The organism is Candidatus Sphingomonas phytovorans, from assembly GCA_029202385.1.
GTDB classification, from domain to species: domain Bacteria; phylum Pseudomonadota; class Alphaproteobacteria; order Sphingomonadales; family Sphingomonadaceae; genus Sphingomonas; species Sphingomonas phytovorans.
On the sequence record CP119314.1, the window covers coordinates 5,091,335 to 5,116,453 of the forward strand.

The window sequence follows — 25,119 nt, forward strand, 5'->3', positions numbered from 1 at the left end:
TATTGTTTCTAAGGAGTTTCCGGTGGCCCAGCCGCTCATGCCCCACGCGACCGCCTCCTGGCTGGTTGACAATACTTCGCTCAGCTTCGAGCAGATTGCTGAGTTTTGCGGCCTGCATATCCTTGAGGTCCAGGCGATCGCCGACGATACTGCGGCGACCAAGCTCACCGGCCGCGATCCGGTCCGCGCGCACGAGCTGACCCAGGACGAGATCGAGAAAGGCCAGGCCGACCCGGATTATCGCCTGATCATGCTGAAGGGCCCTGAACAGGTCCGCCGCACCAAGGGCCCGCGCTACACGCCGGTGTCGAAGCGGTCGGACAAGCCCGACGGCATCGCCTGGATCATCCGCAACCATCCGGAGATCAGCGACGGCGCGATCGGCAACCTGATCGGCACCACGCGCACCACCATCGCCGCGATCCGCGATCGCAGCCACTGGAACATCGCGAACATCACCCCGAAGGATCCCGTGACGCTCGGCCTGACGACTCAGCGCGAGCTTGACGCGGCGGTGGCGAAGGCGGCCAAGGCGGCCGGTATCGAGGCGCCGGTCGATACCCGCCTCGAGGGGGATCGCGAGGCGCTGATCGTCGAGCTGCGCGCCCAGCGCGAGCAGCTTGCACGCGACGCCGAAGCGGCGGAAGCGGGCGAGGCCCCGGCATCGGCCGAGCCGACCGCGGAGAGCCTGTTCCGCCGTTGAGGTGAGAGCGGGCAAGCTGCTCTTTTCTTCGTTCGTTTCGAGCGACGTCGAGAAACCGAAGCCCGCGCTCCATTAATGTTTCTCGACGTCGCTCGAAACGAACGGATGAGGGGGCTCTCCCGGCCCATACATTTGTCGCGTGACTTGCCCATAGTTCCGTTGCTAGTCGCAACCTATGGCCACTGCTTCCCGCTCCGATGCCGCGTTCGTCGCTGACGAAAGCTTCGTCCCAACCAGCCACAAGGGCCTCACCTATCCCTTTGGTGGCCGGGAGCCGGCGGCGGGTGACGTCATGGCGGTGGCGCCTGGCATCCGCTGGGTGCGACTGACCGTTCCGGGACCCCTCAAGCACGTCAATTGCTGGCTGGTCGACGATGAGGATGGCGTCGCGCTGGTCGATGCGGGCATGAATCTGCCTGACGCGCGGGATGCGTGGAAGGCGGTGTTTCGCGGTCCGCTGGCGGGCATGCGCGTCACGCGGATGATCGGCACGCATTTCCATCCCGATCATGTCGGCCTTGCCGGCTGGATGTGCGCTCACCATTCGGCGCCGCTGGTCATGACGCGCGGGGAATGGCTCACCCTGCGATTGTTCATGCTCGATGCGCGCGACACGGTGCCCGAAGAGATGATCGCCTTCTGGCGGGGCGCGGGTTGGGATGACGAGCAGGTTGCCTATGCGAGCGAGCGTGGCTGGGCGGGCTTCCGTCGGGTCGTGACGCCGATGCCGCTCAGCTATCGCCGCATCAAGGACGGCGACACGCTGGCGATCGGCGGTGGCGAATGGCGGATCGTGGTCGGTTCTGGGCACAGTCCGGAGCATGCCTGCCTGCTGAACGAAGCCGCCGGCATCCTCATCGCAGGCGATCAGGTCTTGCCGCGCATCAGCCCCAATGTCTCGCTCGGCATCACGGAGTCCGAGGCTGACCCGCTCGGCGAATGGTTCGCCTCGATCGCGAAACTTCGCCTGCTTCCGCACGATCTGCTCGTCCTGCCCGGACATGGCGATCCGTTCACTGGCCTCCATACGCGGCTCGACGCGATGGACCGCGAGCATCGTGAGCGCCTCGACGAGCTCGAAGTCTTCCTTGCCGAGCCACGGCGTGCGGTCGACTGTTTCGGCCGGCTGTTCCGCCGCGCCATCGGCCCCGACATGCTGGGCATGGCGACGGGCGAGGCGCTGGCGCATCTCCGCCGGCTTGAGATCGAGGGCAGGGCGGTCAAGCAGGTCAGTGACGGCGTCTGGTGGTACCGCGCAGCCTGACACGCAGGCGAGCGGTACGGAGTGATTCGAAGAGCAGGGGCGCCCGGACGCCGTTCTTTCGCTGGATTCGGTTTTCTTCTGAAGACGTTGCCCATGCGTTCGACAATGGGACAGTGCGCGGAGCGCTGGGCAGGGGGGCGACGATGCTTGCGTGGGAAAGCATGCTCCTGCGTTTCTCCAGGCTTCTCTACGGATAGCCTGTCCGGCCGCAGCAAAGGATGCAGCATTCTGGCTGGCGGATTACATTCGTTTTGGTTGTATCTTGGATATATTAGGATTACGCCTTTCTTAACCGCGCAGGGCGGTGTCAGGGGAAGATATCCATGTCAGACAGCAACGAGCAGCCCGTTGAGGGTTTCGAGGCACTGGGCCGTGCGCCCATCGGTCGCCGCAGCGTCGTGCGCCGAATGGCGGCGCTCTCGGTCGCGCCCGCCGTTGCCGGGTCCGGCATGCTTGGCTTTGCCGGCTCCGCCTTTGCCGCCACTGACGATTCCCGCCTCAATGCCCGCAAGCTCAGCTATGCGCTTCGCGGTGGCAAGGTGCTCGAGGGCTATTTTGCTGCGCCGCGCGGCAAGGCCAATCTTGGCGTGGTCGTGGTGATGCCCGACGGGGCGGGCCTTGATGCGAAGGCCGAGGAGACGGCCCGTCGCTATGCGCTCGCCGGCTATATGGCCGTCGCACCGGATCTTCGCGCGACCTTCAAGGGCAGTAGCCGCGACGCGATGGTCGCCGACATGATGAAGGTGGTGCCTGATCTGAAGTGCCTCGCGCACAGCAACAGCAAGGTGAGCAGGATCAGCGTCGTCGCTGCCTGAGGGTTCGACTTCGCGACTGGCGTGATTTCCCCGCGGGCGTCAGGGCGCGGCCTTGACGCCGGCGCCTTGCTGTGTTCCATTTATGTTCTGCGAATGTGATTCGGAGAGGATGAGATGGCTGCTGATCTGGTTCTGTATACCAATCCGATGTCGCGCGGGCGGATCGCGCGCTGGATGCTCGAGGAAACCGGCGCCGAGTATGAGACGGTGGTGCTCGATTATGCCTCGACGATGAAGCAGGAGCCTTATCTGTCGATCAATCCGATGGGGAAGGTGCCGGCGATTGTCCATAATGGACGGATCATCACTGAATGCGCGGCGATCTGCGCTTATCTTGCTGATAGTTTCCCGGAGGCTGGCCTTGCTCCGTCGACCACGGATCGCGCCGACTATTATCGCTGGCTCTTCTATACGGCGGGCCCGATGGAGCAGGCGGTAACCAACAAATCGATGAACTTCATCCCCAGCGACCAGCAGCAGCGCATGGTCGGATACGGCAATTACGATCTGGCTGTCGACACGCTGGAAAAGGCGGTGTCGGCGCATCCCTATATCGCGGGCGACAGCTTCACCGCGGCTGACGTCTATGTCGGATCGCAGGTCGCGTGGGGCACCCAGTTCGGCACCCTGCCGAAACGCGATGCCTTCGACGCCTATCTTGAGCGCATCATGTCGCGCGACGCCTATCAGCGCGCCAACGACAAGGACAACGCTTTGATGCCGGCGCCTGAGCCCGAAACGGCGGGGTGACGTCCAGCCTTGGCCCTTCCGTTTTCCGGGGAGGGCTAAGGCAGGATGGCCATGCGTTCCGGCAACGCGGCCATTACCGCATCCCGCCACGCGGTGCTGCCGCTGCTCCAACCGGCGATCTCATCGATGGTCCGCGCGCAGCCAACGCACAGGCCCGTGGCCGCGTCCATCTCGCAGATGTTGACGCAGGGGCTTTCGAGTCGCTTGACCGGTACCATTTCGACGATCCCGCCCACGAGCCGTCAGTAGGTCAGCTTCGCCATCAGGAAGTCGGGCAGCGGGCCGTTCCAGCCCTCGTCGGGGCCGTCATCCTGCGTGTCGCGCGTAGGGCGGTCGTCGCGGGCTGGTCGCTCCTGGCGCGGCGGGCGGCTTTCGCGCGCCGGCCGCTCTTCGCGAGGCGGACGTGAGTCGCGCGGCGTGCGTGGGGGCCGGGCTGGACGCTCGGTCTCGGTCGCCGCGTCCACGCTGGCTGGTTCCGGCTTTGCGGTCCTGGCCTTGTCGGGTGCTGCCTTCGGCGCCTTGGCGGCTGGCTTGGCCCGGCTGCCCCGGCCGCGGGATGTGGCGGCGGATGCGGGCTCGTCCTCGGCGCCTTCGTAGCGCTCGATCTTCATGCCCGTCAGCTTCTCGATATTGGCGACGTTCTCGGCGTCGTCAGCCGTCACCAGCGTGAAGGCGACGCCGGTCGCGCCGGCGCGGCCGGTGCGGCCGATCCGGTGGACATAATCGTCGGGGTGCCAGGGTGCATCGAAATTGAAGACGTGGCTAACGCCCTTGATGTCGAGCCCGCGTGCCGCGACGTCCGACGCGACCAGGATGTTGACGTCGCCGGCCTTGAACCGGTCGAGCTCGGCGATGCGCTGCGACTGCTCCATGTCGCCATGGATCTCGCTCGATCGGAAGCCCTGGCGTTGCAGCGCCTTGTTCAGGTCGCGCACCGTCGTCTTGCGGTTCGAGAAGATGATCGCCGTCTTCACATCCTCATGCTCGAGCAGCTCGACGAGCTTGTCGCGCTTCTTCGAGGCGGAGACGGGGACCAGCCATTGCTTGATGTTGGTGTTGGCGGTCGCAGGGCGGGCGACCTCGATCGTCTTGGGATTGCTCAGGAATTTGTCGGCCAGCTTCTTGATCGGCGGCGGCATCGTCGCCGAGAAGAGCAGGGTCTGGCGCTGCTTGGGCAGCTTGGTGCAGATTTCCTCGATGTCGGGGATGAACCCCATGTCGAGCATGCGGTCGGCCTCGTCGATCACCAGCAGGTCGCAGCCGGTGAGCAGGATCTTGCCGCGTCCGAACAGGTCCATCAGCCGGCCCGGCGTGGCGATCAGCACGTCGACGCCCTTTTCAAGCGCCTTTTGCTGGTCGCCCATCGACACGCCGCCGATCAGCAACGCCATCGAAAGCTTGTGGTACTTGCCGTATTTCTCGAAATTCTCCGCGACCTGCGCGGCGAGTTCGCGCGTCGGCTCGAGGATCAGCGATCGCGGCATGCGCGCACGGCTTCGGCCTTCGCCCAATATGTCGATCATGGGCAGCACGAACGCAGCGGTCTTGCCCGTGCCCGTCTGGGCGATGCCGATGATGTCGCGCATCATCAGCACGCTCGGGATCGCGCTCGCCTGGATCGGAGTCGGCTCGGTATAGCCGGACTCGTTGACGGCTTTCAGAAGTTGGTCGGATAGGCCGAGGTCGGCGAAGGTCATGCGGTGTCCGGAAAAAGGCCCGGTCATCATGCCCGGCCAGCCCCCGAGCGCTTGCCGATAAGGGGGCGATTGTCAAGAAAAAGGGGTGTTTGCGGCCCGTCGGGGCAGCATGGCGGCGATTTTAGCGCCCGGGTTTGGCCACGAGCCGCTTGAATTCCTTGATCCGGCAGGATCCGCCGGAGCGGGAACGGATCGCGTCGCGGTCGGCGCAGACCATGCCGTCCTGGGTCGGTTTCAAATAATAGCCCGAATAATAATCGAGCGGCGGGCAATCATCGTTGAGCCGGGCCCGCACCCTCGATCCGTCCTCGATCATCAGGTCGATGCTGTCCGGCGCTGAAATGGCGGCGCCGACCAGATCGCTCATCGCCACGCATTTCGGCCCCTTCTTCTCGGACCACCTCACTGATTGCTGGTCCTGGATCGGCTCGCGAGAGGTGAAGGGCAGGCGGGGGATGCGGATGATGATCCGCTGGTGCACCGTGAGCTGAGCGACCTCGACCTTGTCGAGGCGCGATTCATCGACCGAAGCACCCGGCGCGAGGGCAAGCAGAATCAACGCGAGAATCACCGGCTGCGACATTGCTTCGCGGCGTTAACCGAAATGCTTGAACAGTGCATGAATTGGCGCACCAAGGTGTGCGTGATAGGAGCCGGGCCATGATGCCTGCCCCGATGACTTCGGCTCAACGCCGCCTCACCGACTCGGTTCGCGAAAGACTTGGCCCGAAGGCGGTCGTCACTGACGAGGCAGCGATCGCGCCCTGGCTTCGGGATTGGCGCGGTCGTTATCATGGCGCGGCGCCTGCGATCCTTGCCCCGGACAGCCGCGACGGCGTCGCGACGATCCTGGCGCTCGCGCACGACCTGCGCGTGCCGCTGGTGCCGCAAGGCGGCAATACCGGGATGGTTGGCGGCGCGACGCCGCCCGCCGACGGCTCGGCGCTGATCCTGTCGCTGCGGCGGATGAACCGCATCCGCTCGATCGAGCCGGAGAACGGCCTGGCCGTCGCCGAGGCCGGGGTGATCCTGGCCGATCTCCACGCTGCCGCCATCGATCGGGGCATGCGCTTCCCGCTGACGCTCGGCGCGCGCGGCAGCGCGACGATCGGCGGGCTCGCCTCGACCAATGCCGGGGGCACCCAGGTGCTGCGCTTCGGTACGATGCGCAGCCTCGTTGCCGGCGTCGAGGCGGTGCTGCCCGACGGCAGCGTCCATGACGGACTGGCCGCGCTCAAAAAGGACAATCGCGGCTATGATCTCAACCAACTGCTGATCGGGGCTGAAGGGACGCTCGGCGTGATCACCGCCGCGACCCTGCGCCTCGTGCCCGCCATCGCCGCGCGGGCGGTGGCCTGGGCGGGGCTGGCCGATCCGGCGACGGCGCTCGCGCTGCTTCGGCGGCTTGAGGCGGGTACCGACCGGATCGAGAGTTTCGAGATCGTGCCCGACGATACGCTGGCGCTGGTGTTGCGTCATATCCCCGGCACCCGACTGCCGCTCGCGGGCCCGCACAAATGGCATGTGCTGATCGAGGCGGTGACGACCGATCCGGCAGCCGAGCCACCCGCCGACCTGCTCGAGAGGCTGCTCGCACCGGCACTTGCCGACGGTCAGGTCGCCGACGCGGTGATCGCGGCGAGCGAGGTGCAGGCCGATGCCTTCTGGCACATCCGTGATTCGATCTCCGAGGCGGAGCGTGCCAACGGCCCGGCCGTGCAGCACGATATCTCGGTGCCGGTCTCGGGCATGCCGCGCTTCATGATCGAGGGCGGGGCGGCCTGCGAGGCACGCTTCCCGGGGACTGAGGCGATGGCGTTCGGCCATCTCGGCGACGGCAATGTCCATTTCCACGTGCGCGCACCCCGCGGCGTCGATCCGGCGCGCTGGTATGCCGAGGAGGCGCCGGTGGTGACCCGCTTCGTCAACGATCTGGTCGTGGCGGCCGGCGGCTCGATCTCGGCCGAGCACGGCATCGGCCAGATGAAGGTCGCCGAACTCGAACGCCTGTCCTCGCCGGCCCGGTTGGCCGCGCTGCGGGCGATCAAGTCCGCGTTCGATCCGGAAGCACTTATGAACCCCGGCAAGCTCGTGGCGCTTGCGCCGGGATCGCGGGCACCATAGAGCCGGGCACCGTCGGCACGCACAAGCCGCTTAATTCAGTCCCGATGGAGAGTTTTCATGGCCAGCGCGCCGCAATCGCAACTTCCGCTATTCTACAATGCGCTCGAGCCGCTTTCGAGCGAGACTCACGTCAACTTCAAGATGCGCCAGCTCACTCAGGCGAAGTTCCTCGTTGGGCAGCATGCCATTCCCGTTACGGTCGACGAATTCCCGCTCGTCCAGCGTCATTTCCCGATCGTCTTCACTGAGGGCGACGATGCCGTCCCGCTCGCGCTGATGGGCCTGAACGAAGGCACCAACGTGTTCGTCGATGCCGAGGGCTTGCTGACCGAGCCGATGATGTACGTGCCCGCCTATATCCGGCGCTATCCGTTCATGCTCGCACGCCTGCGTCCCGGCGCCGACGAATTGTCGCTCTGCTTCGATCCGACCTCCGAAGGCATCGGCGCCGATCTCGAAGGAGAGCCCCTGTTCGACGGCGGCCAGCCTTCGGAGATCACCAAGAACATCATGCAGTTCAACGAGTCGTTCGAACAGGCCGGTGCCCGCACCGCTCAGTTCATGCGCGACCTGAAGGAGATGGACCTGCTGATGGACGGCGAGACGACCATCCAGGCGGACGGCATCGAGCAGCCCTTCATCTATCGCGGCTTCCGCATCGTGAACGAAGAGAAGCTGAACGATTTGCGTGGCGATCAGCTTCGCAAGATCCACAAGAACGGCATGCTGCCGTTGCTCTACGCTCACCTCTTCTCGCTGTCGCTGATGCGCGACATCTTCAGCCGCCAGATGCAGCTCGGCCTCGTGCCGGCCCAGCTCCCGGCTGTCTGACCCCGTCGCTGGTCCCGCGCCTGCCGGGCCGATCGCTCCCTTGCGGTGCGATCCGGTCCCGCAGGGCAGGCGCGGGACTCGCTGCACGGCCGGCGGAATCCCGCCGCCGCCAGTCTTTCCGTGCGCCTGACGGCACTGCGCTGCATTGTGGCGCTGCGGCATCGTTTCCCGCCGCCCGATCGGATGCCCGCACTCCAGGGTGCCTTGATGGCCTGCGATTGGCCTTCGGCATCGGCCAGCGATCCCGGATGATCGGCTAAGCATAATCAAAGCGGCTCTTTTCGCCCTTGAAGCGCGAAAACCGCCCTCCTATATCGGTGTTGCGCGGCGTCGTGTCCCCCCTTTCGCGGGGCCGTGCGGCACACCTTCGGGTGTGTCTCCTCCCTGAACCTTGGCCACCGCGTGCTGCATTGCACGCGGTGGTTTTTTTTGAGCTGCGCTTATTCGGCCGCGATCGCGCCGGGCAATGCGAGCGCCTCGTCCGTCACGGCATCGATCATCCGCCGCAGCAATGCCGCGATCGCCGTCATGCCGTCCCCGGGGCCGTCGAGCGCCGGATCGAGATAGAGCGACCGGTCGAATTCGATCTGGATCGCATGGATGCCCGCTCGTGGCCGCGCCTGCGCGTCGAGGATATGGCCGCCGGCATAGGGCGCGTTCAGCGCGGTCGCGACCCCGGCTGACCGGGCCTCGCTCTCAAGCCGGCGGACGAATCGCGCCGCGGCCGATCGTCCGAAACGATCGCCCAGCACGATTCGCGCCGCGCCTTGTGCAGGCGTGAGGGGTGGCATTGAATGAAGGTCGAGCAGGATCGCGATGCCGAAGCGGGAGCGCGCGCGCTTCAGCGCCTCGGTCAGGGCGGCATGATAGGGCCGGTGATCCATCTCGATTCGCGCCATCACCTCGTCGCCGTCGAGCCGTCGCCGCCAGATGTCGCCAGCGCCCGAAACCCGACGCGGCACCAGGCCGAGCCCGCCGCGCATCCGCGCTGATTGCTGCGGCATCGCCTGCCGGTCGGCGCCGTCGTCGATGCCCGGATCGCGCTCCTGCTCGCTGCGGTTCAGGTCGATCCATGCCCGCGCGACCCGTTGCACCAGCATGGTCTCGTTGCCGCGCGCCAGGATGGCGACGGCGTCGATGTGCCGATCCTCCAATGGTGTCAGCGCCGCGACCGGCACGCGCAGCGCCGCGCGCAACGCCAGCGGATAGTCGCGCCCGGCGTGCGGCACGGAAAGAATGATCGGGCTGGCCGGGTCGTGCGGACCGTATCGATCGAAGGAAAGGGCGCTGTCGGCCATTGCGGCCAACCTAGGATGCGCCTCCCGTTGCCGCAATCGGGGTTTGCTCCGGAAAGGTGCCGTTGGTGGTGGCGATGCTGGAAAATCTTAAGAGCTTCGCGCATAAACCGGGGCCACAGACTGAGCGGGACAGTGATGATCAGGATATTGTTGGCCGAGGACGACCGGGTGATGCGCGAGTATCTGACGCGTGCGCTCGAGCGCTCGGGCTATGCGGTCAGCGCGGTCGATCGCGGCACCGCGGCGATTCCGCTGCTCGAATCGGAAACCTTCGACCTGCTTCTCACTGATATCGTCATGCCGGAGATGGACGGCATCGAGCTGGCGCAGCGCGCGGGCGAGATGTGCCCCGACCTGCGCGTCATGTTCATCACCGGCTTCGCCGCCGTCACGCTGAAGGCCGGAAAGACGGTGCCGCAGGCCCGAGTCCTCTCCAAGCCGTTCCACCTGCGCGACCTCGTGATGGAGGTCGATCGCCTGTTCGAAATGGAGAATGCGACCCGGGGACTCTGATCCCGGTACGATTTAGCGCGTGGCGGCTTGCGCGGGCCGATAACCCTCGCTAGAGCCCCCAACTCGCGTGGGCGTGTAGCTCAGTGGTAGAGCACTGTGTTGACATCGCAGGGGTCGCAAGTTCAATCCTTGCCACGCCCACCATTTAAAAAGCCCGTGAAGTCGGAAACGACCTCACGGGCTTTTTTATCGCCCGCCGGCCTTCTTCTCGACCGCTCCCGGCGTCTTGCGCTGCTCGCCCAGATCGATCGCGCGGAGCATGTGCGAGCGGAACTTCACCCGCTGCCAGAAGGTCGCGTCCTGCATCCGCCATTCCTTGATCGCATCGCCGGTCAGCAGGTCGAGCATGGCGTCGCTTGCTTCGGCATCGCCGCTCGCGAATTCGACCGACACTTCCTCGAATCGATCGCGCTGCTCCTGTGCCGTAAGGATGCGGGAGGTGAAGTCGGTTCGGGCCCGGGAACCGGTCATGTCAGTACCGCCTTGGTCGGAATCAACGGCCTGGGCATGGGCGCGGTTCCGCTGGCCACGCCGTGACGCGGGCGCACGAGCGCATTGCGCCGCGGGGGCGACATGAACCGGGCCATCTCTGCCGGAGGCTGCCAGCGGCGCGTCCGGGACCGGGGCCCCAACGCGTCGGGGTATGTCATGTCTGTCAATTCCAGGATCGGCGGCGAGGTAGCCGCTGCCCATTCCGCAGTTTTGCGTAACAAACATTGCGCAGGCGACGTTTTTCAACGTAACCGCCGTCGTAACCAATCGGGGCGCTCATTGCCGGGCGGCTGGCGGGCTTTCGATCAGCCTCGCCGCGCGGGGAGAGGCTCGCGGGAGAAGCCGGGCCCGCTGACCTGCTTCCGGATCGCGCTCGCCTCGGGATAGCGGCTCCAGGCGATCAGGGCATGCTGCCATTCATGAAGGGCTGGGCCCGCAAACGAGGGAAAATCGCCTCGATCGGCTTGGTGTCGGGCAGCACATAGACATAGCCACCCTTCTTCTGGAAAAGCGGGCGCACGCTCTTGTTGTAGAAGGCCAGGGGTACGTTGATGCAGCCGAATGTGATGCGGTTGTCGTCCGGGGTCGGCGACAGCATCCGCTGGCGCCGCCGTTCCTTCGGGCTCGCCCCCTTGGGAATCGGATGGAGCGCCACGGAGGTGGCGTAATCGACCCAGAGCACTTTTTGCTTTCCGGCGGCCAATCCATATTTTGCGAGGAAGCGCCCCGCGGGCGTCGTCTTTTCCGCCGGACCGATCTCGGCAAGATTCTTGCTGCCGATGCCGGGGCTGGCGTCGTCCCCGACGGCGACACCGATCAGCACTGGAACCTTGCCGAGCGATTTTCCCCTGGCGCTGAACAGAACGAGGGAGGCGGCCTTCTTGTCGATGATGATGTACGGCAGGGAAGCATTATCGCCTGACGCGGCGATCCAGTCGGCAACGCGTGTCGTCGCAGCCGACTGGCTCGCCGCGCTTTCATCTTCCGCAGCCCCGGGCTGCGATAGCGTTGGTTCAGACGCGTGATGCCGGTCCGCAGCCTGTACAGGCACGGAAACGGTCAGCGCAAATCCGGCGAGCGCCAGAAGGGTATTGATCATCGATTGAGGCGCTCGACATGAAATGGCCGCTGCCCAAAGGAGCGGCCGACGCTGGACATCACGGTCTGCTTAGCATTGGCTGCCCTGCGGCATCAATTGCGTGGCTTCTTCCGCTGATTCTCCTGCATCCGCTGCTCGATGCCATCCACACGGGCATTGAGTTGATCCAGGCGCTGGCCGTTATTCTGCGCCTGCCCGGACGCGGCCTGTGCTTCAGCCAGCGCGGACTTGGCCGTGCCGTCAGTTGCCTGCAGCCTTGTCTCGAGCGCGTCGACGCGCTGGCTCACAGGAGCGATCTGGTCTCTCACATACCCTTTGGTAGCGCAGCCACCGAGGCCCAGCGCACCAGCCAGAATCACGACTGCGGGGGCAATTTTCGTTACAGATGGCGACATCGCGTTCTTCCTATGGTTTACGACCTGCTCGCAACTGAAGCCGTATGCGCTGGTTCCATCGTTTCTGTCCGGCCGTGCATCCGGTCGGATGAATGGTTGTCGCAGGCGAGATCATCCCGCGAATTCAAACTGGGGTGCCCAAGATAATATCAGGCAAGACCAGGCGAGGGCGGCGCCCGCAGCTTGCCGATTGATCGTGCCAGATTTCGACGGGCCGCGGCTTCGAAGCGGGCTCGTCCCCAATCGGAGAAATACAGCGCGTCGCGTGCCAGAAATCCCTCCAATATGGCCGCACGCCCGGCCCGGAAGGCCGCTTCCGGCACCTCGCGATACTCATGCCGAACCCCGGCTTCATAAGCGTCGAAAACGTCCGGTACGGCCCCGAGGATTGATAGGTCCATGTCGAGAAAGGTCGCCATGTCCGCAACCTCGTCCGTGGGAAGGTCGGCTGGAATCGCATGCCGCGCGGTCGCCTCGATCAGCCGGAGCGTCCGGCCCAGCGTTCCTTCGGGCACCACGCCGTTCAGCATCTTCTTCGTCAGGTCCGCGCTGCGGCTCTCATTGTCGTTCCGCCGCGGCTCATAGATCGCATCGTGCAGCAGGATGGCGCATCGCACCGCGAGCGGGTCGTGCAGCCGGTCCTCGACCTCGTCGTGCAGTTTGAGCAGCGCGAGCGGATGGCTCCAGCCATGATAGCCGCGATCCGGCCCGGAATGCAGCGCGCCGATCTCCTCAAGCAATGCGTCGCTCAGCATGGCATTCCCTCGCATGGCGGTCCGCCAGCTATGGCAAAGCCCCGCGGGTCTGGCGACCCGTTTCGATCGCCTCCCAAACCCCATCTTGCCGCCCCCACATATCCCGCTAAACGTCTCCCCCAAGGGGAGAAGCAAGCATGGCCACGACCGCGGCAGCCGACATGGCGCCCGAACAGGGCGTAACGCCCGAGCCGAGCCGGAAGGACATCCAGCTCGTCATCACCGCGTCGTCGCTCGGCACGATCTTCGAATGGTATGATTTCTTCATCTACGGCACGCTCGCCGCGTCCGGCATCATCGGCCGTGTCTTCTTCCCTGCCGGCAATGAGCTGGTCCAGACGCTTGCCGCCTGGGCGGTGTTCGCGGTCGGCTTCGGCTTCCGTCCGCTCGGTGCGGTGCTGTTCGGTTTTCTCGGCGACAAATGGGGCCGCAAATATACCTTCCTCGTCACCATCACGCTGATGGGCGTCGCCACCGCGGGGGTAGGGCTGGTGCCCTCGGCCGCCTCGATCGGGCTCGCCGCGCCGTTCATCGTCATCGGCCTGCGCATCCTGCAGGGGCTGGCGCTCGGTGGCGAATATGGCGGGGCGGCGATCTATGTCGCCGAGCATAGCGGCAAGGGGAAAAGCGGCTTCTACACCAGTTTCATCCAGGCAAGCGTGGTCGGCGGCTTCATCCTCAGCCTGATCGTCGTGCTCCTGTCGAAGGGGCTGATGCCGCCCGCCATCTGGGAAAGCTGGGGCTGGCGCTTCCCCTTCGTCTTTTCGCTGCTGCTGCTCGCCGTGTCGCTGTGGATGCGGCTGAAGCTCAACGAGAGTCCGGTGTTCAAGGCGATGAAGGCCTCGGGCGAGACGGCGAAGAACCCCTTTACGGAGAGCTTCACCTATCCCGGCAATCTCAGGCGGCTGTTCGTCGCGTTGTTCGGCATCTCGGCCGGGCTGACGGTGATCTGGTACACCGCGACCTTCACCGTGCTTTCCTTCCTTCAGACGACGATGCGGGTCGAATCGACCACCGCCCAGCTCATCGTCGGCTTCGGCGCAACGCTCAGCCTGTTCTGGTTCGTGTTCTTCGGCCGCTTGTCCGATCGGGTCGGCCGCAAGACGCCGATCATTCTCGGCTACGCGATGACGTTGTGCCTGCTCTTCCCGATGTTCTGGATGCTGGGCAGCGCCGCCAACCCGGATCTGGCGCGCGCGGCACGTCATGCGCCCGTGATCGTCTCCGGTCCGACCTGCAACTACAACCCCTTTGCCGCGAAGCAGATCGACAAATGCGGTGAGCTGCTCGACTATTTCTCGAAGAAGGGCGTCGCCTATACCAAGGCGCATACGCCGGTGACCCTGGTCATGATCGGCCAGGTGCCGGTGGCCGATACCAGCCCGGCGGGCCTGGACAAGGCGCTGACCGAGGCCGGCTACAATCTCGACAAGGTCGTGCCGGGCGTCCGCAGCATCATCGTCATCATGCTCGCGATCATCGTCATGGGTGCTCTTTCGGGCATGACCTATGGCCCCGTCGCCGCGCTGCTGGCGGAGATGTTCCCGCCGCGCATCCGCTACAGCTCGATGTCGATCCCCTATCATATCGGTACCGGCTATTTCGGCGGATTCCTGCCCTTCATCGGCCAGTATATCGTGGCCAGGACCGGCGATCCCTATGCGGGCCTGTGGTACACCTTCGCGGTGGTGGCGATGGCGCTGGTGGTGACGGCGGTCGGCCTGCACGAGACCAAGCCTGGTACGGCGAATGCCGATTGAATGGATCAGGTCGTGGCGGAATGAAGTGGTCGATCGGCATCGTGTAGCGCGGTGGCGTCGCTTCCCCGGGGCGATGCCAATGGCGGTGGATTGATCCAGTCGAAGGGAAACGCCGAAAGACGGCTTCGCCGGGGTCTTGTCGATCCTGCCTAGCGTAGCGCAGGTCGGCCCGCTAACCGCAGGGGCATGACTGCCCCCCTTCGTCTCCGCCTCGACAGCACAGCCCTCACCGACAATTGGCGCACCCTCGCCGCGATGAGCGGCAGCGCGGCATGCGGTGCGGCGGTGAAGGCCAACGGCTATGGTGTCGGCGCGGTCGAGATCGTGAAGCGCCTTGCCGCAGCCGGTTGCCGGGACTTCTTCGTGGCGATTTGGTCGGAGGCGGCTGCGCTCGCTCCCCTTGGTGTGCAGGTGTCGGTCCTGCACGGGGTGCGCGACGAGGATATGATGATGGCGAGGCAGGGGATCGCCCGACCCATCCTCAACAGTGCCGGTCAGGTCGCGCGCTGGAAGGCGGCTGGGGGGGGGGCGTGCGACGTGATGATCGATACCGGCATGAACCGGCTCGGCCTGTCGGTCGATGATCTGCCGCTGCTCCATGGTCTCGAGATCGAGACGCTGATGAGCCATCTCGCCTGCGCTGATGAAGATGTCGCGATGAACGAGCGCCAGCGCGTCGCTTTCGCTGCGCTCGCCGGGCGGACGCAGGCGAAGCGGATGAGCCTTGCCAATTCAGCCGGTGTGGCGCTCGGACCGGACTATGCCTTCGACCTGACCCGGCCCGGTCTCGCTTTGTACGGCGGCATTCCAAGGGCCGAACTCGGCGCGATCCGACAGGTCGTGGCGCCCGAGGCACAGATCCTCCAGCGCCGCACCGTCGCCGCAGGGCAGACGATCGGCTACAATGCCACCTGGACCGCGCCCGCCGAGACCCAGGTCGCGATCCTCAACCTTGGTTATGCCGACGGCTATTTCCGGGGCTTCTCGAACAGTGGCGCTGCGCTGCTCGACGGCAGACGCCTGCCACTGCTCGGCCGCGTCTCGATGGACTTGGTCGCGGTCGACGTCAGCGCTGCACCCGAGCTGGCGGAGGGCGACTGGCTCGCGCTCGATTATGCCCTGCCCGAGGCGGCCGCGCAGTCGGGCATGTCGCAATATGAGTTGCTGACCAGCCTGGGTGACCGCTTCGAGCGGGTTTGGACAGGCTGAGGCGCTTGCCTCTGGTCGCTCCGCAGGGCCCGACTGAAACTTATCCCGCCCGTTTGCAGCGCGAGCGATCGAACCAGAAGCGCTTGTCCTGATGATCATAGACCAGCCGCACATCCTGCATCGCGTTGATGCCGAAAATCATCGCGGGCCGGTCGCCGATGCCGAAACTCTCGAACACTGACAGGTCGGCAATCCGCACCGTGACGTCCTTTGCCGTGCGGTTGTCGAAGGATATGTCCACCTTGCCTTCGCGCGTCTCGATCGCGCTCGATGCCGCGCCGTAGAGCGTTTCGCCGGGGCCGAAGCCGGCGCCCAGGCCGGCCGCGCGGGCGAACAGCGGGTTGATCTGCGTGCCGCGCGACCCGGTATCGAGGACGGCGGTTCCCACGACCCCGTTGATGGTGACCGGGAAAGTAAGCTGAGTCCCGTCGACGACCGATCCCCCATGGATGACGGCGGCTCGCGAGTGGAGAATCGTGCGTATCGATGTTGACTTGGGCGTTAACGTGACGGTCCGGCAGGGAAGGTCGAACGTCGCGATCGATCCGTCCATCAGGTCGTTGCCCGTGACGCCGGCCACGATCTCGGCATCCTTCCGGTCCGGAAGTCCGGAGACCTGCACATTCCGGATGACGCGCCCGTCGACCGCGATGCTGTCGAGCCGATAGGTCGCCATCATCGTCGCCCCGGTCATTCCTTCGACGCTGATCGCCATGCCGGGCGGGAGGCCCTGCTGCTTCGCGAACCAGTCATAGACGTGCGATCCGTCGGCGCCGGTGTCGAGGATGAAAGGCACGGTACCCTTGCCGTTGACGAAGGCCGGGACGACGAGGTGCCCGTTGCCCGCCGGCGTGAGCGGGACGGACGAACTGGCATGGGTGCTGAGCAGCAGGCATGACGCGGCAATCGCCGAAATCGGACGCATTGATTTTCTCCAATAGTGATGATGGTTGGCGCGGCGACCTTGCCGAAAATCTATGTCTCCGCCGCGCCCGGATCGAATTCCAGCAGGTCGCCGGGCTGGCACTCGAGATGATGGCAGATTGCCTCAAGGGTTTCGAAGCGAACGCCCTTCACCTTGCCTGATTTCAGCAGGGACAAGTTCGCTTCCGTGACGCCGATCGCGCGGGCGAGTTCGTTCGACCGCATCTTGCGCTTTGCCAGCATCACGTCGAGGCGGACCACGATGGGCATCAGACGAAGCCGGCCCGATCGCGATCGATTTCCGAGCCGAAGGCGACTACGTGAACGAACGCGAAGAGAAGAATGCCGAGCACCGCTGCGTCGAGCTGTCGCAGTTCCAGCTTTATCGCCACGGTGCTCATGCCCGCCACGTACAGGGCGGCATGAGTGATCAGGGGAACGACGGCATATCCAATGAGCGCCCATGCGATGCGATGGAGATGGGCTTCGTTCCGGGCGGTGAAGACCAGTTGCCGCGCATAGAGGCGGAACAGCCCGATCAGGCTGGCGAGGATGATCAGGCCGGGAACGAGGCGAAGGGTCAGCAGGCCCGCGGCAAGCATCGATTGCCAGACGGCGAAATGGGAGATCGGGACGAAATCGGCCGGTAGGTTCGACGCGTCGTCACCGGGGAGGACAAAGGCGAAACCGCCATTCAACAGTCCCGCATACTGCCCGTCCCGCAGGAGAAGCAGGAGGATCTGCACGGTCGCCGCGGCTGCCATGACCATCATGCAGGCACAGGCGATCGCGAAGAAGATTCGCCCGCGTCGCGCGAGCTTCATGCTTGGCGTCAGGCCATCGCTGGCGGGATCATTGCCGTTGTTCATCCGACTCATACCACCTCCGTTGGAGGTAATATGAGACGATAATTATCGTATGGCAATAATTAATTGCTGATGATCGATGTTGCGCCAGCGCGAACGCGCCGGCCGAGATCATATCGGCCGGCGCGTATCTCCTACCGTTCCACGCAGAGGGCGATGCCCATGCCACCGCCGATGCAGAGCGTGGCGAGACCCTTCTTCGCGTCGCGTTTGGCCATCTCGTAGAGCAGGGTGGTCAGCACGCGCGCGCCGCTCGCGCCGATCGGGTGGCCGATCGCGATCGCGCCGCCATTGACGTTGACCTTGTCGGCATCCCAGCCGAGCTCCTTGCCGACCGACAGCGCCTGCGCCGCGAACGCCTCGTTCGCCTCGATCAGGTCAAGATCGGCGAGGGTCCAGCCAGCCTTTTCCAGTGCGCGGCGAGTCGCCGGCACCGGGCCGATGCCCATGATCGACGGATCGACGCCGGCCGAGGCCCAGCTCGCGATCCGCGCCAGGATCGGGCTGCCGCGCTTCTCGGCTTCGTCGCGGCTCATGACCACCAGCGCCGCTGCGCCGTCGTTCAGGCCGGAGGCGTTGGCAGCGGTGACGGTGCCGTCCTTCTTGAACGCCGGGCGAAGGCCCGACAGGCTCTCCAGGGTCACGCCGGCGCGGATATATTCGTCGTCGGCCACGATCGTGTCGCCCTTGCGGCCCTTGATCGTGACGGGAACGATCTCGTCCCTGAACCGGCCCGAGGAGCGGGCCGCGTCGGCGAGGTTCTGCGAGCGGACCGCGAACACGTCCTGCATCTCGCGCGTCACCTGGTACTGTTCGGCCAGATTCTCGGCCGTGATGCCCATGTGGTAATTGTTGAACGCATCGGTCAGGCCGTCGCTGATCATCGTGTCGACCAGCGCGAGATTGCCCATCTTCGTCCCGCCGCGCAGGTTCTGCGCATGAGTGGAGAGCGACATGGATTCCTGTCCGCCCGCGACGACGATCCGCGAATCGCCGGTCTGGATCGCCTGCGCCGCCAGCGCGACCGCGCGCAGGCCCGATCCGCAAACCTGGTTGACGCCCCAGGCCGGGATCTCCTTGGGCACGCCCGCCGCCATCGATGCCTGGCGCGCCGGGTTCTGCCCCTGCGCCGCGGTCAGCACCTGGCCAAGGATCACCTCGGACACGTCGCCCGCCTCGACACCGGCCTGTGCGAGCGCTGCCTCGATCGCGACCCGGCCAAGCTCATGCGCTGGCGTCGACCCGAACGCACCGAGGAAGCTGCCGACCGGCGTGCGCTTGGCGGCGGTGATGACGATGTCCTGCATGACGTAGACGCTCCTCTGGGGAATGGTTTGGGCGCTATCTAGTGCCGGGAATCGCGCTTAGCCAGTCCGCCAGCGGCTCCCATAATTGAGTCCGCCCGCCGCGCCCGACGATCATGCCGACATGGCCCGCGCCCAGGTCGCGCCGGTCTGGCAGGTCGGCCGCGCTCCGGGCCGGGACGATGCGGTCGGTCATCGAGACGAAGTCGACCGCCGGGCAGGCGAGGCTCGCCGGATCGACGATGCCGCCCGCGACTGACCAGCGACCGGTTCCGGGCAGGTCGGCGTCGATGAAGTCGTCGAACATCTGCCGTCCTGCGGCATAGGGCAGGGGCGCGCCGGCATTTGCCCAGTCCTCCATCGCGACGAAGGATCGCGCGGCGGCGCTGCCCGGCTCCATCGCGGCGAATGCCTCATACTTGGCGATCGTGCGCGCCGGGTCGAGCCGCCAGAATCCGGCCTGCAGCACCTCCATCGGCACCAGCCCCATCGCCTCGCAGGCCGGTTGTGCGGCGCGCCACAGGTCGGCGATATCGCCGCGTGCTGCAGCGCCGAAGCCGGAGAAGCGCCACGGGGCGGCGATCATCGCCAGCCCGCCGACGGGCACCGTGCAGGCGGCCGCCATCGCGATCGTCCCGCCCAGGCAATAGCCGGCAAGCACCGGCGGCTGCTCGAACCTGGCGATCAGCGGGAGAAGCAGCCGCTCGACATGGGCGGTCACGTCCATGCTCCGCTCCGCCGGCCCGGGGCTGCCCCAGTCGAGCAGGAACGGCCTGAATCCCTGGATCGCGAGCCATCGCATCAGCGATATCTCTGGCATCAGGTCGAGGATGAAGGGCGGATTGATCAGCGACGGGATGACGATCACCGCCCGCTCGGTGCTTCCCTTCGCGCCGTAATCGCGCAGGCGCACGCGCCCCTTGCGGAAGCGCACCCGCGCCAGCCGCCGCGTCCGGCCGCGCGGCGCCTGCTGATAGGCGCGCAGCCCGGCCAGCGCCGTCGCGCGCCGTTCGGGCGATGCTGCGGTCTCGTTGCGCAGCATGTCGAGGAACAGCGGCAGGGGTCGCGGACCGTGTTGCGGTGCGGTATGAAAGGGTGATACAGAAGGGTCAAACACAGGGGTCGGGAGCCTTCTTCATGAAGAAGCAGAATGTGGGCGACGGCCCGGTGATCATCAAGAAATACGCTAACCGGCGTCTCTATAACACCGAGACCTCGTCCTACATCACGCTTGAGCACCTTGCCGCGATGACTCGCGAAGGCCGCGATTTCAAGGTCGTCGACGCCAAGAGCGAAGAGGACATCACGCACAATATCCTCACCCAGATCATCATGGAGGAGGAATCGCGCGGGCAGACCATGCTCCCGGTGAACTTCCTGCGCCAGCTCATCGCCATGTACGGCGATTCGATGCAGCAGATGGTGCCCGGCTATCTGGAGGCGTCGATGGACAGCTTCCGCCGCAACCAGGAACAGTTCAAGTCGGCGGTCGAGGGCGCCTTCGCCAACTCGCCCTTCGCTGATCTCGCCAAGCGCAACATGGCGATGTTCGAGGCGGCGACCCAGGCATTCAAGCCCGCCGCGACGAAAGCCGGCGAGGCTTCAGCCCCGGCCGCGACGAAGGACGAGGAGATCGCCGCGCTCAAGGCTGAGCTCAGCCGCCTTCACGAAAAGATCGAGAAGCTCGGCGACTGATCCTTCGCGATGGCGACGGGGTTCTGGATCGGCGCGGGCGGAACGCTCGCCCTGGCGATTGCCGCCGGCCTTGGCGACCGGCGGCGCAAGCGGCGCATCGATCTCGATTCGATCGGCGTCGTCGACTGGCCGACCGTCCAGGTGCTCGCGCTGATCGCCACCGCGATCCTGGTCAGCGTCGCCGTCAATATCTGAGCTTTCAATAGAAGGCCGCCAGCGTCAGCCGCCGCATGCCGCCGCCGCACAGTCCAAGCGTCACCGTCCGTCCCGGCTCTCCCGCCAGCCAGTCGCCCGTCGGCGGGGATTCGCCGTCGACCGAGCAGATCCGCTCCCCCGCGCGCCACCCGGCTGATTCGCCCGGCCCGCCCTTCATGACATGCAGCACGACCAGCACCCCGTCGCGCGCCTCGACCAGCAGGCCGCTGGTCGATCGCGGGGGCACCATCGCCGCCTCCGGGCCGGGGGCGAGGATCATGTGCCCCGCTTTGGGGTCGAGCAGTATATGATACCGTTTGAGCAGGCCCGACCCGATCCGTCCCGCCACGCCGATCCTGCTCGAATAGCCATCCGCCCGCTCGATGTTCAGCGGGACGTCCCGCGCGGCGAGCGTGCCCAGCCGGAGTTCGGGCAGAATCGTCAGGTCGGTGACGACGGGGCCGGCCAGGCCATGGCTCATCGTCGAGGTCATCCGCGTCCCGGCCCGGCCTCGCGTCCTCCAGGCTTCGCTCGAAAGGGTGACCGTGCCGCCGTCGCCGGTGTCGATCACCATGGGGCGAAGGCGAAGCCCGTCCAGCCACATCTCCGTCAGGTAGAAGCTGAGGTCGGTCCCGACGCGCAGCGGAGCGCTGGCGCCCTGGAAGGGCTGGCGCCCGGATTGCAGCAGGCGGAACCGCCGCGCGGGATAGTCGATATCGAGCGCATAGCCGCCGACCATGTCGATGCCGACCAGCATCTCGACACCGGCATCGCCGCCGATCGCCGCCTGCGCCAGATCGAGCACCGCCACGCTGCCGCCGGTGCGGCGCAGACCGCCAAGCGCGATGGAACCGATGTCGGCCCATTCGATCCCGACGCTGCCGCCGATCGCCGCGGCGCTGCCGTCGCCGCGAGTCCTGAGTTTCGTCCGGCCGGCATAGGCGCGCGAAACCGCGGTGACGCTGACCGCCGTGTCGAGGATCGCCGTCACTGGCCTGCCGTCGAGGTTCAGCGTGAAGCGGATCTGGTCCTGTGGCGTCAGCTCGAACGGCACCCACCGGGCCTCGGTGTCGACGGCGAGAGTGAGGATCGGCTGGGGCGCAGCCTTCTGCGCGGCCGCCGGCACGGCCAGGAGCGACAGGAGGAGACCGGCCAGACAGCGCATCGGCTCAGCGATACCAAAACCCCGCTCCCGGCGGGAGAGGAGCATTGAGTGAACGGCGCCCCGCTATTCACTCAATGCGGAAGGCACGCCGTTCCTTCGCTGACATAGCCGTTGAGGCTCTTCAGGAACGTGTCGATCCGCGACTGGACGGCAGCAATTTCGCGGCCGTTGATCCCTGCATCTTCGAGAGCCGCGCGCAGCTCCGCCAGAACATCTCGCTCAGCCGCGGAAATATCGAGCGCCTCCGCCAGATCGAGGAGGGAGAGAGATTCGTGCGCGCGTAGCAACTGGCCGAACGCCCGGGACACGGGCTCGACAAGCGACGGATCCTTCCGCCAGTTGCTGCCCCCGGAGAAAAACTGTGTCGCCCGCTGCCCTGCGCCCAGGCAGTCAAAGGTGATGCAACCGGCAAACCCGCGCTCGGCGCGCTCGCGGTGGATAAGGCATGCTCCACATTCGTCGAGATGAGGACATGCCTCGCCGGCGGCCTTGTCGATGGCGAACAGGCTTGATCGGTCGAAGGCGAGAGCCATGCAGCATAGCGCAGAGCAGCTTGCGCAATCTGCGCGAAGGTTGATCTTCTTCATGTCGGATTCCCACGCCACAGGCTCGGATTGCGCATGTCACGACGACTGCGCTCATTGATCTGCGGTAGGGAAATTGTCCGGCCGCGCCCGGGCGCGGCGAAGTGAGTGCCCGATATCCAAGCAGGTGAGGAATGTCCATACGCTTCCGGAAGATCGGTTCGGTCCATGGGGACATGGGTCTCCGGGCAGCATCCGGTTTCGCGGCCGTTGGTGTCCATGCTCGATTAGCAGAGGCCGACAGTCGACATCAAAATGGAATGCCGCTTTCAGCTATCGCGATCGACGCATTGAGTGGCCTGCTCCGGGCGGGAGAAGGGGCAGGTCAGAGGCACGCCTCGAGATAGGCCTGGTCGAATCCGAACTGCCGGGCCTTTTCCAGCGTGTACGGCCGCAGGCCCATCGAGCGATACTCGCCGATGATCTTCCCGTCGGCGCTCTCGTCGAGATATTCGAACTTGAACAGCTCCTGGGTGACGATCACCGGGCCTTCCATGCCGATCACCTCGGTCACGTTGGTCACGCGGCGCGAACCGTCGCGCAGGCGCTTCACCTGGATGATCATCTCGACCGAATCGGCGATCTGGCGGCTGATCGCCTCCTTCGGCACCTTGATGTCGGACATCATCACCATGTTCTCCATACGGGCGAGTGCCTCGCGCGGGGAGTTGGCGTGGAGCGTACACATCGAGCCGTCGTGACCCGTGTTCATGGCGGCGAGCATGTCGAAACACTCGCTGCCGCGGATTTCGCCGAGGATGATTCGATCCGGGCGCATACGCAGCGCGTTCTTCACGAGATCGCGGATGCTGATCTCGCCCTGGCCCTCCAGATTGGCCGGCCGGGTTTCGAGCGGCAGCCAGTGCGGCTGCTGCAGGCGGAGCTCGGCCGCGTCCTCGATCGTCAGCACGCGCTCGCCCGGGTCGATCATCTTCGACAGGGCGTTGAGCATCGTCGTCTTGCCCGAACCGGTACCGCCGGAGATCACGACGTTGAAGCGGCAGGCGCCCGCAATCTTCAGCGCGGTCGCCATTTTCGGGCTCATCGATCCGAAACCGGCCATCATGTCGAGCGTGATCGGCTTGGCGGAGAATTTACGAATCGAGATCGCGGTGCCGCGCAGGGACAGCGGCGGCACGATCACGTTGACGCGGGACCCGTCCTTGAGGCGCGCGTCGGCCAATGGCGTGGTCTGGTCGACCCGGCGGCCGACCGAGTTGCAGATTCGCTGCGCGATCTGGAACAGATGCTCCTCGTCGCGGAACTGGATATGCGCCAGTTCCAGCCGGCCCTTGCGCTCGACGAAGGTCTGTTCGGGGCCGTTGACCATGATGTCCGAGATGTTCGGATCGGCCAGCAGCTCCTCGAGCGGCCCGAGACCGAGCAATTCGTCGACCAGCACCTTTTCCAGCGCGAACTGTTCGCGGCGGTTGAGCGTCAGCTTCAGCTCGGCGAGAACCTCGCCGATGATCGGGCGGAATTCCTCGGCCAGCTCGTCCTTGTTGAGCGTCGCGGCCGCTTCGGGATCGACTCGTTCGAGCAGGCGCGGCAGCACCTGTTCCTTGATCTTGTGGATCGATGCCTCGAAACCCTCGACCTTGCTGCTGCCGGCCTCGCCCGAGGCGTTCTGCCGGTCGGCGAGCCGCGCGAGCGCTTCCGCATTGTTCGGGTTGCCCGCCGGAGGCGATTCGGGTTCGCCGGGGATCGGGAAGTTGGTCAGGGGCGGAAACTGCTCGCCGCCGGTTTCGATCTCGCGCGGTGCCGCGCCGCCACCCTGCATCGGGCGGGCAACGCCGAACGCGGGACGGGCCCCGGGCCCGTTGGCCACTCCCGGACGACGCCCAAATGCACTCATGCCGATAGATCCCTCATGCTCGGGGACAGGCGTACCGCCCAAGGCTTGATAATTGACTAACCAAAGGATGCCCGGGCCGGATCGCTCCCGGCGTCAGTCCTTGCCGTCGAGGAAAGGGCCCTTCGCCGTCATGCGCGCGGTACGCGGCGCCGTCCGCGCGAGCAGGCGGAAGTCGCGCGCCATATGCGACTGGTCGGCAAAGCCGTGCCGCGCCGCCTGGTCCGCCAAGCTGTCCGTCGGCCCGGCGAGATCGGCCATCGTTCGGCGGAAACGGATCAGCCGGAGATAGCTGCGCGGCGGCAGGCCGACCTCGCGCTCGAACCAGCGCTGCACGGTGCGATGCGTGCGGCCGCTGGCCCAGGCGATATCCGCGACGCTGGTCGCCGGGAGTGTGTGCGCCGCGATCGGGTGCGGTGCCGTCCCGGCAAAAGCCTGGATCAGCCGGGAGACGACCTTGTCGGGGTCGGCGAGCAGCGATGCAGCCACAGTGTCGTGGTCGATGGCGATCCATCTCCCGGCAAAATCGGGGCAGGGCATGTCGCTCAGCATCGCCCATGCCCAGGGCCAGAGCCTGATCCCGATGAATCGGGCGTCGCCGCTCATGCGGAACCGTACCGGCACCAGGTTCAATCCGGTCGCGAACAGTGGTGGCTGTTCCTCGCCCCAGACCGATCGGCCTTCGGTCCGCCGGATGAGCTCGATGCAGCCATCGGGCGTGGCGTTCTGCTCGATCCAGTCGTCGCGATGGCCGTTTGCTGCGATCGTCCAGATCGCGGCGACAAGCCCGTCAAGCTCCGGCGGCAAGGGCTGCTCGGCATAGTCCACG

28 protein-coding genes and 1 tRNA gene are annotated in these 25,119 nt (G+C 65.7%); 12 read left to right on the forward strand and 17 right to left on the reverse strand.

Going from position 1 to position 25,119, the window contains the following annotated elements; translation table 11 throughout:
- Positions 1 to 22 precede the first annotated feature (22 nt).
- The 4 genes from P0Y59_23430 to P0Y59_23445 all read left to right on the forward strand — a co-directional run bounded on the left by P0Y59_23430 (position 23) and on the right by P0Y59_23445 (position 3,532).
- Positions 23 to 703: a DUF1013 domain-containing protein gene (locus P0Y59_23430; GenBank protein WEJ99814.1), complete on the forward strand. Its 681-nt coding sequence runs from the start codon at positions 23 to 25 to the stop codon at positions 701 to 703.
- A gap of 175 nt (positions 704 to 878) precedes the next feature.
- Entirely contained in the window at positions 879 to 1,967 is a 1,089-nt protein-coding gene (locus tag P0Y59_23435; GenBank protein ID WEJ99815.1) for an MBL fold metallo-hydrolase, read from the forward strand.
- A gap of 323 nt (positions 1,968 to 2,290) precedes the next feature.
- Positions 2,291 to 2,782, forward strand: a complete 492-nt coding sequence (locus P0Y59_23440; protein WEJ99816.1) for a dienelactone hydrolase family protein — start codon at positions 2,291 to 2,293, stop codon at positions 2,780 to 2,782.
- A 114-nt stretch (positions 2,783 to 2,896) separates the two neighbouring features.
- Positions 2,897 to 3,532 carry a glutathione S-transferase family protein gene (locus P0Y59_23445; protein WEJ99817.1) on the forward strand — a complete coding sequence of 212 codons (636 nt, stop codon included), beginning with the start codon at positions 2,897 to 2,899 and terminating at the stop codon, positions 3,530 to 3,532.
- A gap of 35 nt (positions 3,533 to 3,567) precedes the next feature.
- On the opposite strand, the gene P0Y59_23450 is transcribed toward P0Y59_23445, so the two are convergent.
- The 3 genes from P0Y59_23450 to P0Y59_23460 all read right to left on the reverse strand — a co-directional run bounded on the left by P0Y59_23450 (position 3,568) and on the right by P0Y59_23460 (position 5,812).
- Positions 3,568 to 3,750 (reverse strand): DUF1289 domain-containing protein, encoded by a 183-nt coding sequence (locus P0Y59_23450; GenBank protein WEJ99818.1) that lies wholly within the window; start codon positions 3,748 to 3,750, stop codon positions 3,568 to 3,570.
- A 24-nt stretch (positions 3,751 to 3,774) separates the two neighbouring features.
- Positions 3,775 to 5,229, reverse strand: coding sequence for a DEAD/DEAH box helicase (locus P0Y59_23455; protein ID WEJ99819.1), 1,455 nt, complete (start codon positions 5,227 to 5,229; stop codon positions 3,775 to 3,777).
- A 121-nt stretch (positions 5,230 to 5,350) separates the two neighbouring features.
- On the reverse strand, positions 5,351 to 5,812 hold the full coding sequence (locus tag P0Y59_23460; protein WEJ99820.1) for a hypothetical protein: 462 nt from the start codon (positions 5,810 to 5,812) through the stop codon (positions 5,351 to 5,353).
- 80 nt (positions 5,813 to 5,892) lie between these two features.
- On the opposite strand from P0Y59_23460, the gene P0Y59_23465 reads away from it, so the two are divergent.
- Together P0Y59_23465 and P0Y59_23470 are read left to right on the forward strand one after the other, a co-directional pair.
- Positions 5,893 to 7,353 (forward strand): FAD-binding oxidoreductase, encoded by a 1,461-nt coding sequence (locus P0Y59_23465; protein WEK02669.1) that lies wholly within the window; start codon positions 5,893 to 5,895, stop codon positions 7,351 to 7,353.
- 57 nt (positions 7,354 to 7,410) lie between these two features.
- Positions 7,411 to 8,184: a SapC family protein gene (locus P0Y59_23470; protein ID WEJ99821.1), complete on the forward strand. Its 774-nt coding sequence runs from the start codon at positions 7,411 to 7,413 to the stop codon at positions 8,182 to 8,184.
- A gap of 440 nt (positions 8,185 to 8,624) precedes the next feature.
- Here the strand turns inward: P0Y59_23470 and P0Y59_23475 are convergent, their stop codons facing one another.
- Positions 8,625 to 9,482 (reverse strand): N-formylglutamate amidohydrolase, encoded by an 858-nt coding sequence (locus P0Y59_23475; GenBank protein ID WEJ99822.1) that lies wholly within the window; start codon positions 9,480 to 9,482, stop codon positions 8,625 to 8,627.
- Positions 9,483 to 9,617: 135 nt separating this feature from the next.
- Here P0Y59_23475 and P0Y59_23480 point away from each other — a divergent pair, with 135 nt between their 5' ends.
- The gene (locus tag P0Y59_23480) at positions 9,618 to 9,995 is read left to right on the forward strand and encodes a response regulator (GenBank protein ID WEJ99823.1); all 378 of its coding nucleotides are present in this window, start codon (positions 9,618 to 9,620) and stop codon (positions 9,993 to 9,995) included.
- A gap of 69 nt (positions 9,996 to 10,064) precedes the next feature.
- Positions 10,065 to 10,139: transfer RNA gene (locus P0Y59_23485), tRNA-Val, on the forward strand.
- Between the two features lie 42 nt (positions 10,140 to 10,181).
- Here P0Y59_23485 and P0Y59_23490 read toward each other — a convergent pair.
- From P0Y59_23490 to P0Y59_23505, 4 genes are all read right to left on the reverse strand, one after another.
- The gene (locus tag P0Y59_23490) at positions 10,182 to 10,466 is read right to left on the reverse strand and encodes a hypothetical protein (GenBank protein WEJ99824.1); all 285 of its coding nucleotides are present in this window, start codon (positions 10,464 to 10,466) and stop codon (positions 10,182 to 10,184) included.
- Positions 10,467 to 10,887: 421 nt separating this feature from the next.
- Complete coding sequence (locus P0Y59_23495; protein ID WEJ99825.1) at positions 10,888 to 11,586, reverse strand: hypothetical protein; 699 nt, start codon at positions 11,584 to 11,586, stop codon at positions 10,888 to 10,890.
- A gap of 92 nt (positions 11,587 to 11,678) precedes the next feature.
- Positions 11,679 to 11,981, reverse strand: coding sequence for a hypothetical protein (locus P0Y59_23500; GenBank protein WEJ99826.1), 303 nt, complete (start codon positions 11,979 to 11,981; stop codon positions 11,679 to 11,681).
- Positions 11,982 to 12,130: 149 nt separating this feature from the next.
- Positions 12,131 to 12,751 carry a hypothetical protein gene (locus P0Y59_23505; protein ID WEJ99827.1) on the reverse strand — a complete coding sequence of 207 codons (621 nt, stop codon included), beginning with the start codon at positions 12,749 to 12,751 and terminating at the stop codon, positions 12,131 to 12,133.
- Between the two features lie 122 nt (positions 12,752 to 12,873).
- On the opposite strand from P0Y59_23505, the gene P0Y59_23510 reads away from it, so the two are divergent.
- Positions 12,874 to 14,496, forward strand: coding sequence for an MFS transporter (locus P0Y59_23510; GenBank protein WEJ99828.1), 1,623 nt, complete (start codon positions 12,874 to 12,876; stop codon positions 14,494 to 14,496).
- 186 nt (positions 14,497 to 14,682) lie between these two features.
- Positions 14,683 to 15,705: an alanine racemase gene (gene alr / locus P0Y59_23515; GenBank protein WEJ99829.1), complete on the forward strand. Its 1,023-nt coding sequence runs from the start codon at positions 14,683 to 14,685 to the stop codon at positions 15,703 to 15,705.
- Positions 15,706 to 15,745: 40 nt separating this feature from the next.
- Here alr and P0Y59_23520 read toward each other — a convergent pair whose 3' ends face one another.
- The 5 genes from P0Y59_23520 to P0Y59_23540 all read right to left on the reverse strand — a co-directional run bounded on the left by P0Y59_23520 (position 15,746) and on the right by P0Y59_23540 (position 19,841).
- Positions 15,746 to 16,630, reverse strand: a complete 885-nt coding sequence (locus tag P0Y59_23520; GenBank protein WEJ99830.1) for a retroviral-like aspartic protease family protein — start codon at positions 16,628 to 16,630, stop codon at positions 15,746 to 15,748.
- A gap of 50 nt (positions 16,631 to 16,680) precedes the next feature.
- Positions 16,681 to 16,899: a helix-turn-helix transcriptional regulator gene (locus P0Y59_23525; protein ID WEJ99831.1), complete on the reverse strand. Its 219-nt coding sequence runs from the start codon at positions 16,897 to 16,899 to the stop codon at positions 16,681 to 16,683.
- On the reverse strand, positions 16,899 to 17,507 hold the full coding sequence (locus P0Y59_23530; protein WEJ99832.1) for a hypothetical protein: 609 nt from the start codon (positions 17,505 to 17,507) through the stop codon (positions 16,899 to 16,901). The genes P0Y59_23525 and P0Y59_23530 overlap by 1 nt, the downstream gene beginning before the upstream one ends.
- A 122-nt stretch (positions 17,508 to 17,629) precedes the next feature.
- A complete protein-coding gene (locus tag P0Y59_23535; GenBank protein WEJ99833.1) occupies positions 17,630 to 18,802 on the reverse strand; it encodes an acetyl-CoA C-acetyltransferase in 1,173 nt (390 codons plus the stop codon).
- A 34-nt stretch (positions 18,803 to 18,836) separates the two neighbouring features.
- The gene (locus P0Y59_23540; protein WEJ99834.1) at positions 18,837 to 19,841 is read right to left on the reverse strand and encodes an alpha/beta hydrolase; all 1,005 of its coding nucleotides are present in this window, start codon (positions 19,839 to 19,841) and stop codon (positions 18,837 to 18,839) included.
- A gap of 95 nt (positions 19,842 to 19,936) precedes the next feature.
- Between P0Y59_23540 and phaR the strand changes: the two genes are divergently transcribed.
- Positions 19,937 to 20,494: a polyhydroxyalkanoate synthesis repressor PhaR gene (gene phaR / locus P0Y59_23545; GenBank protein ID WEJ99835.1), complete on the forward strand. Its 558-nt coding sequence runs from the start codon at positions 19,937 to 19,939 to the stop codon at positions 20,492 to 20,494.
- A gap of 9 nt (positions 20,495 to 20,503) precedes the next feature.
- Positions 20,504 to 20,689, forward strand: coding sequence for a hypothetical protein (locus tag P0Y59_23550; protein ID WEJ99836.1), 186 nt, complete (start codon positions 20,504 to 20,506; stop codon positions 20,687 to 20,689).
- 4 nt (positions 20,690 to 20,693) lie between these two features.
- On the opposite strand, the gene P0Y59_23555 is transcribed toward P0Y59_23550, so the two are convergent.
- The 4 genes from P0Y59_23555 to P0Y59_23570 all read right to left on the reverse strand — a co-directional run bounded on the left by P0Y59_23555 (position 20,694) and on the right by P0Y59_23570 (position 25,118).
- Positions 20,694 to 21,854, reverse strand: a complete 1,161-nt coding sequence (locus P0Y59_23555) for an aspartyl protease family protein (protein ID WEJ99837.1) — start codon at positions 21,852 to 21,854, stop codon at positions 20,694 to 20,696.
- A 71-nt stretch (positions 21,855 to 21,925) separates the two neighbouring features.
- Complete coding sequence (locus P0Y59_23560) at positions 21,926 to 22,441, reverse strand: hypothetical protein (GenBank protein ID WEJ99838.1); 516 nt, start codon at positions 22,439 to 22,441, stop codon at positions 21,926 to 21,928.
- A gap of 322 nt (positions 22,442 to 22,763) precedes the next feature.
- The gene (locus P0Y59_23565) at positions 22,764 to 24,293 is read right to left on the reverse strand and encodes a CpaF family protein (protein ID WEJ99839.1); all 1,530 of its coding nucleotides are present in this window, start codon (positions 24,291 to 24,293) and stop codon (positions 22,764 to 22,766) included.
- A 93-nt stretch (positions 24,294 to 24,386) separates the two neighbouring features.
- Positions 24,387 to 25,118: a helix-turn-helix transcriptional regulator gene (locus P0Y59_23570; protein WEJ99840.1), complete on the reverse strand. Its 732-nt coding sequence runs from the start codon at positions 25,116 to 25,118 to the stop codon at positions 24,387 to 24,389.
- Position 25,119 lies beyond the last annotated feature (1 nt).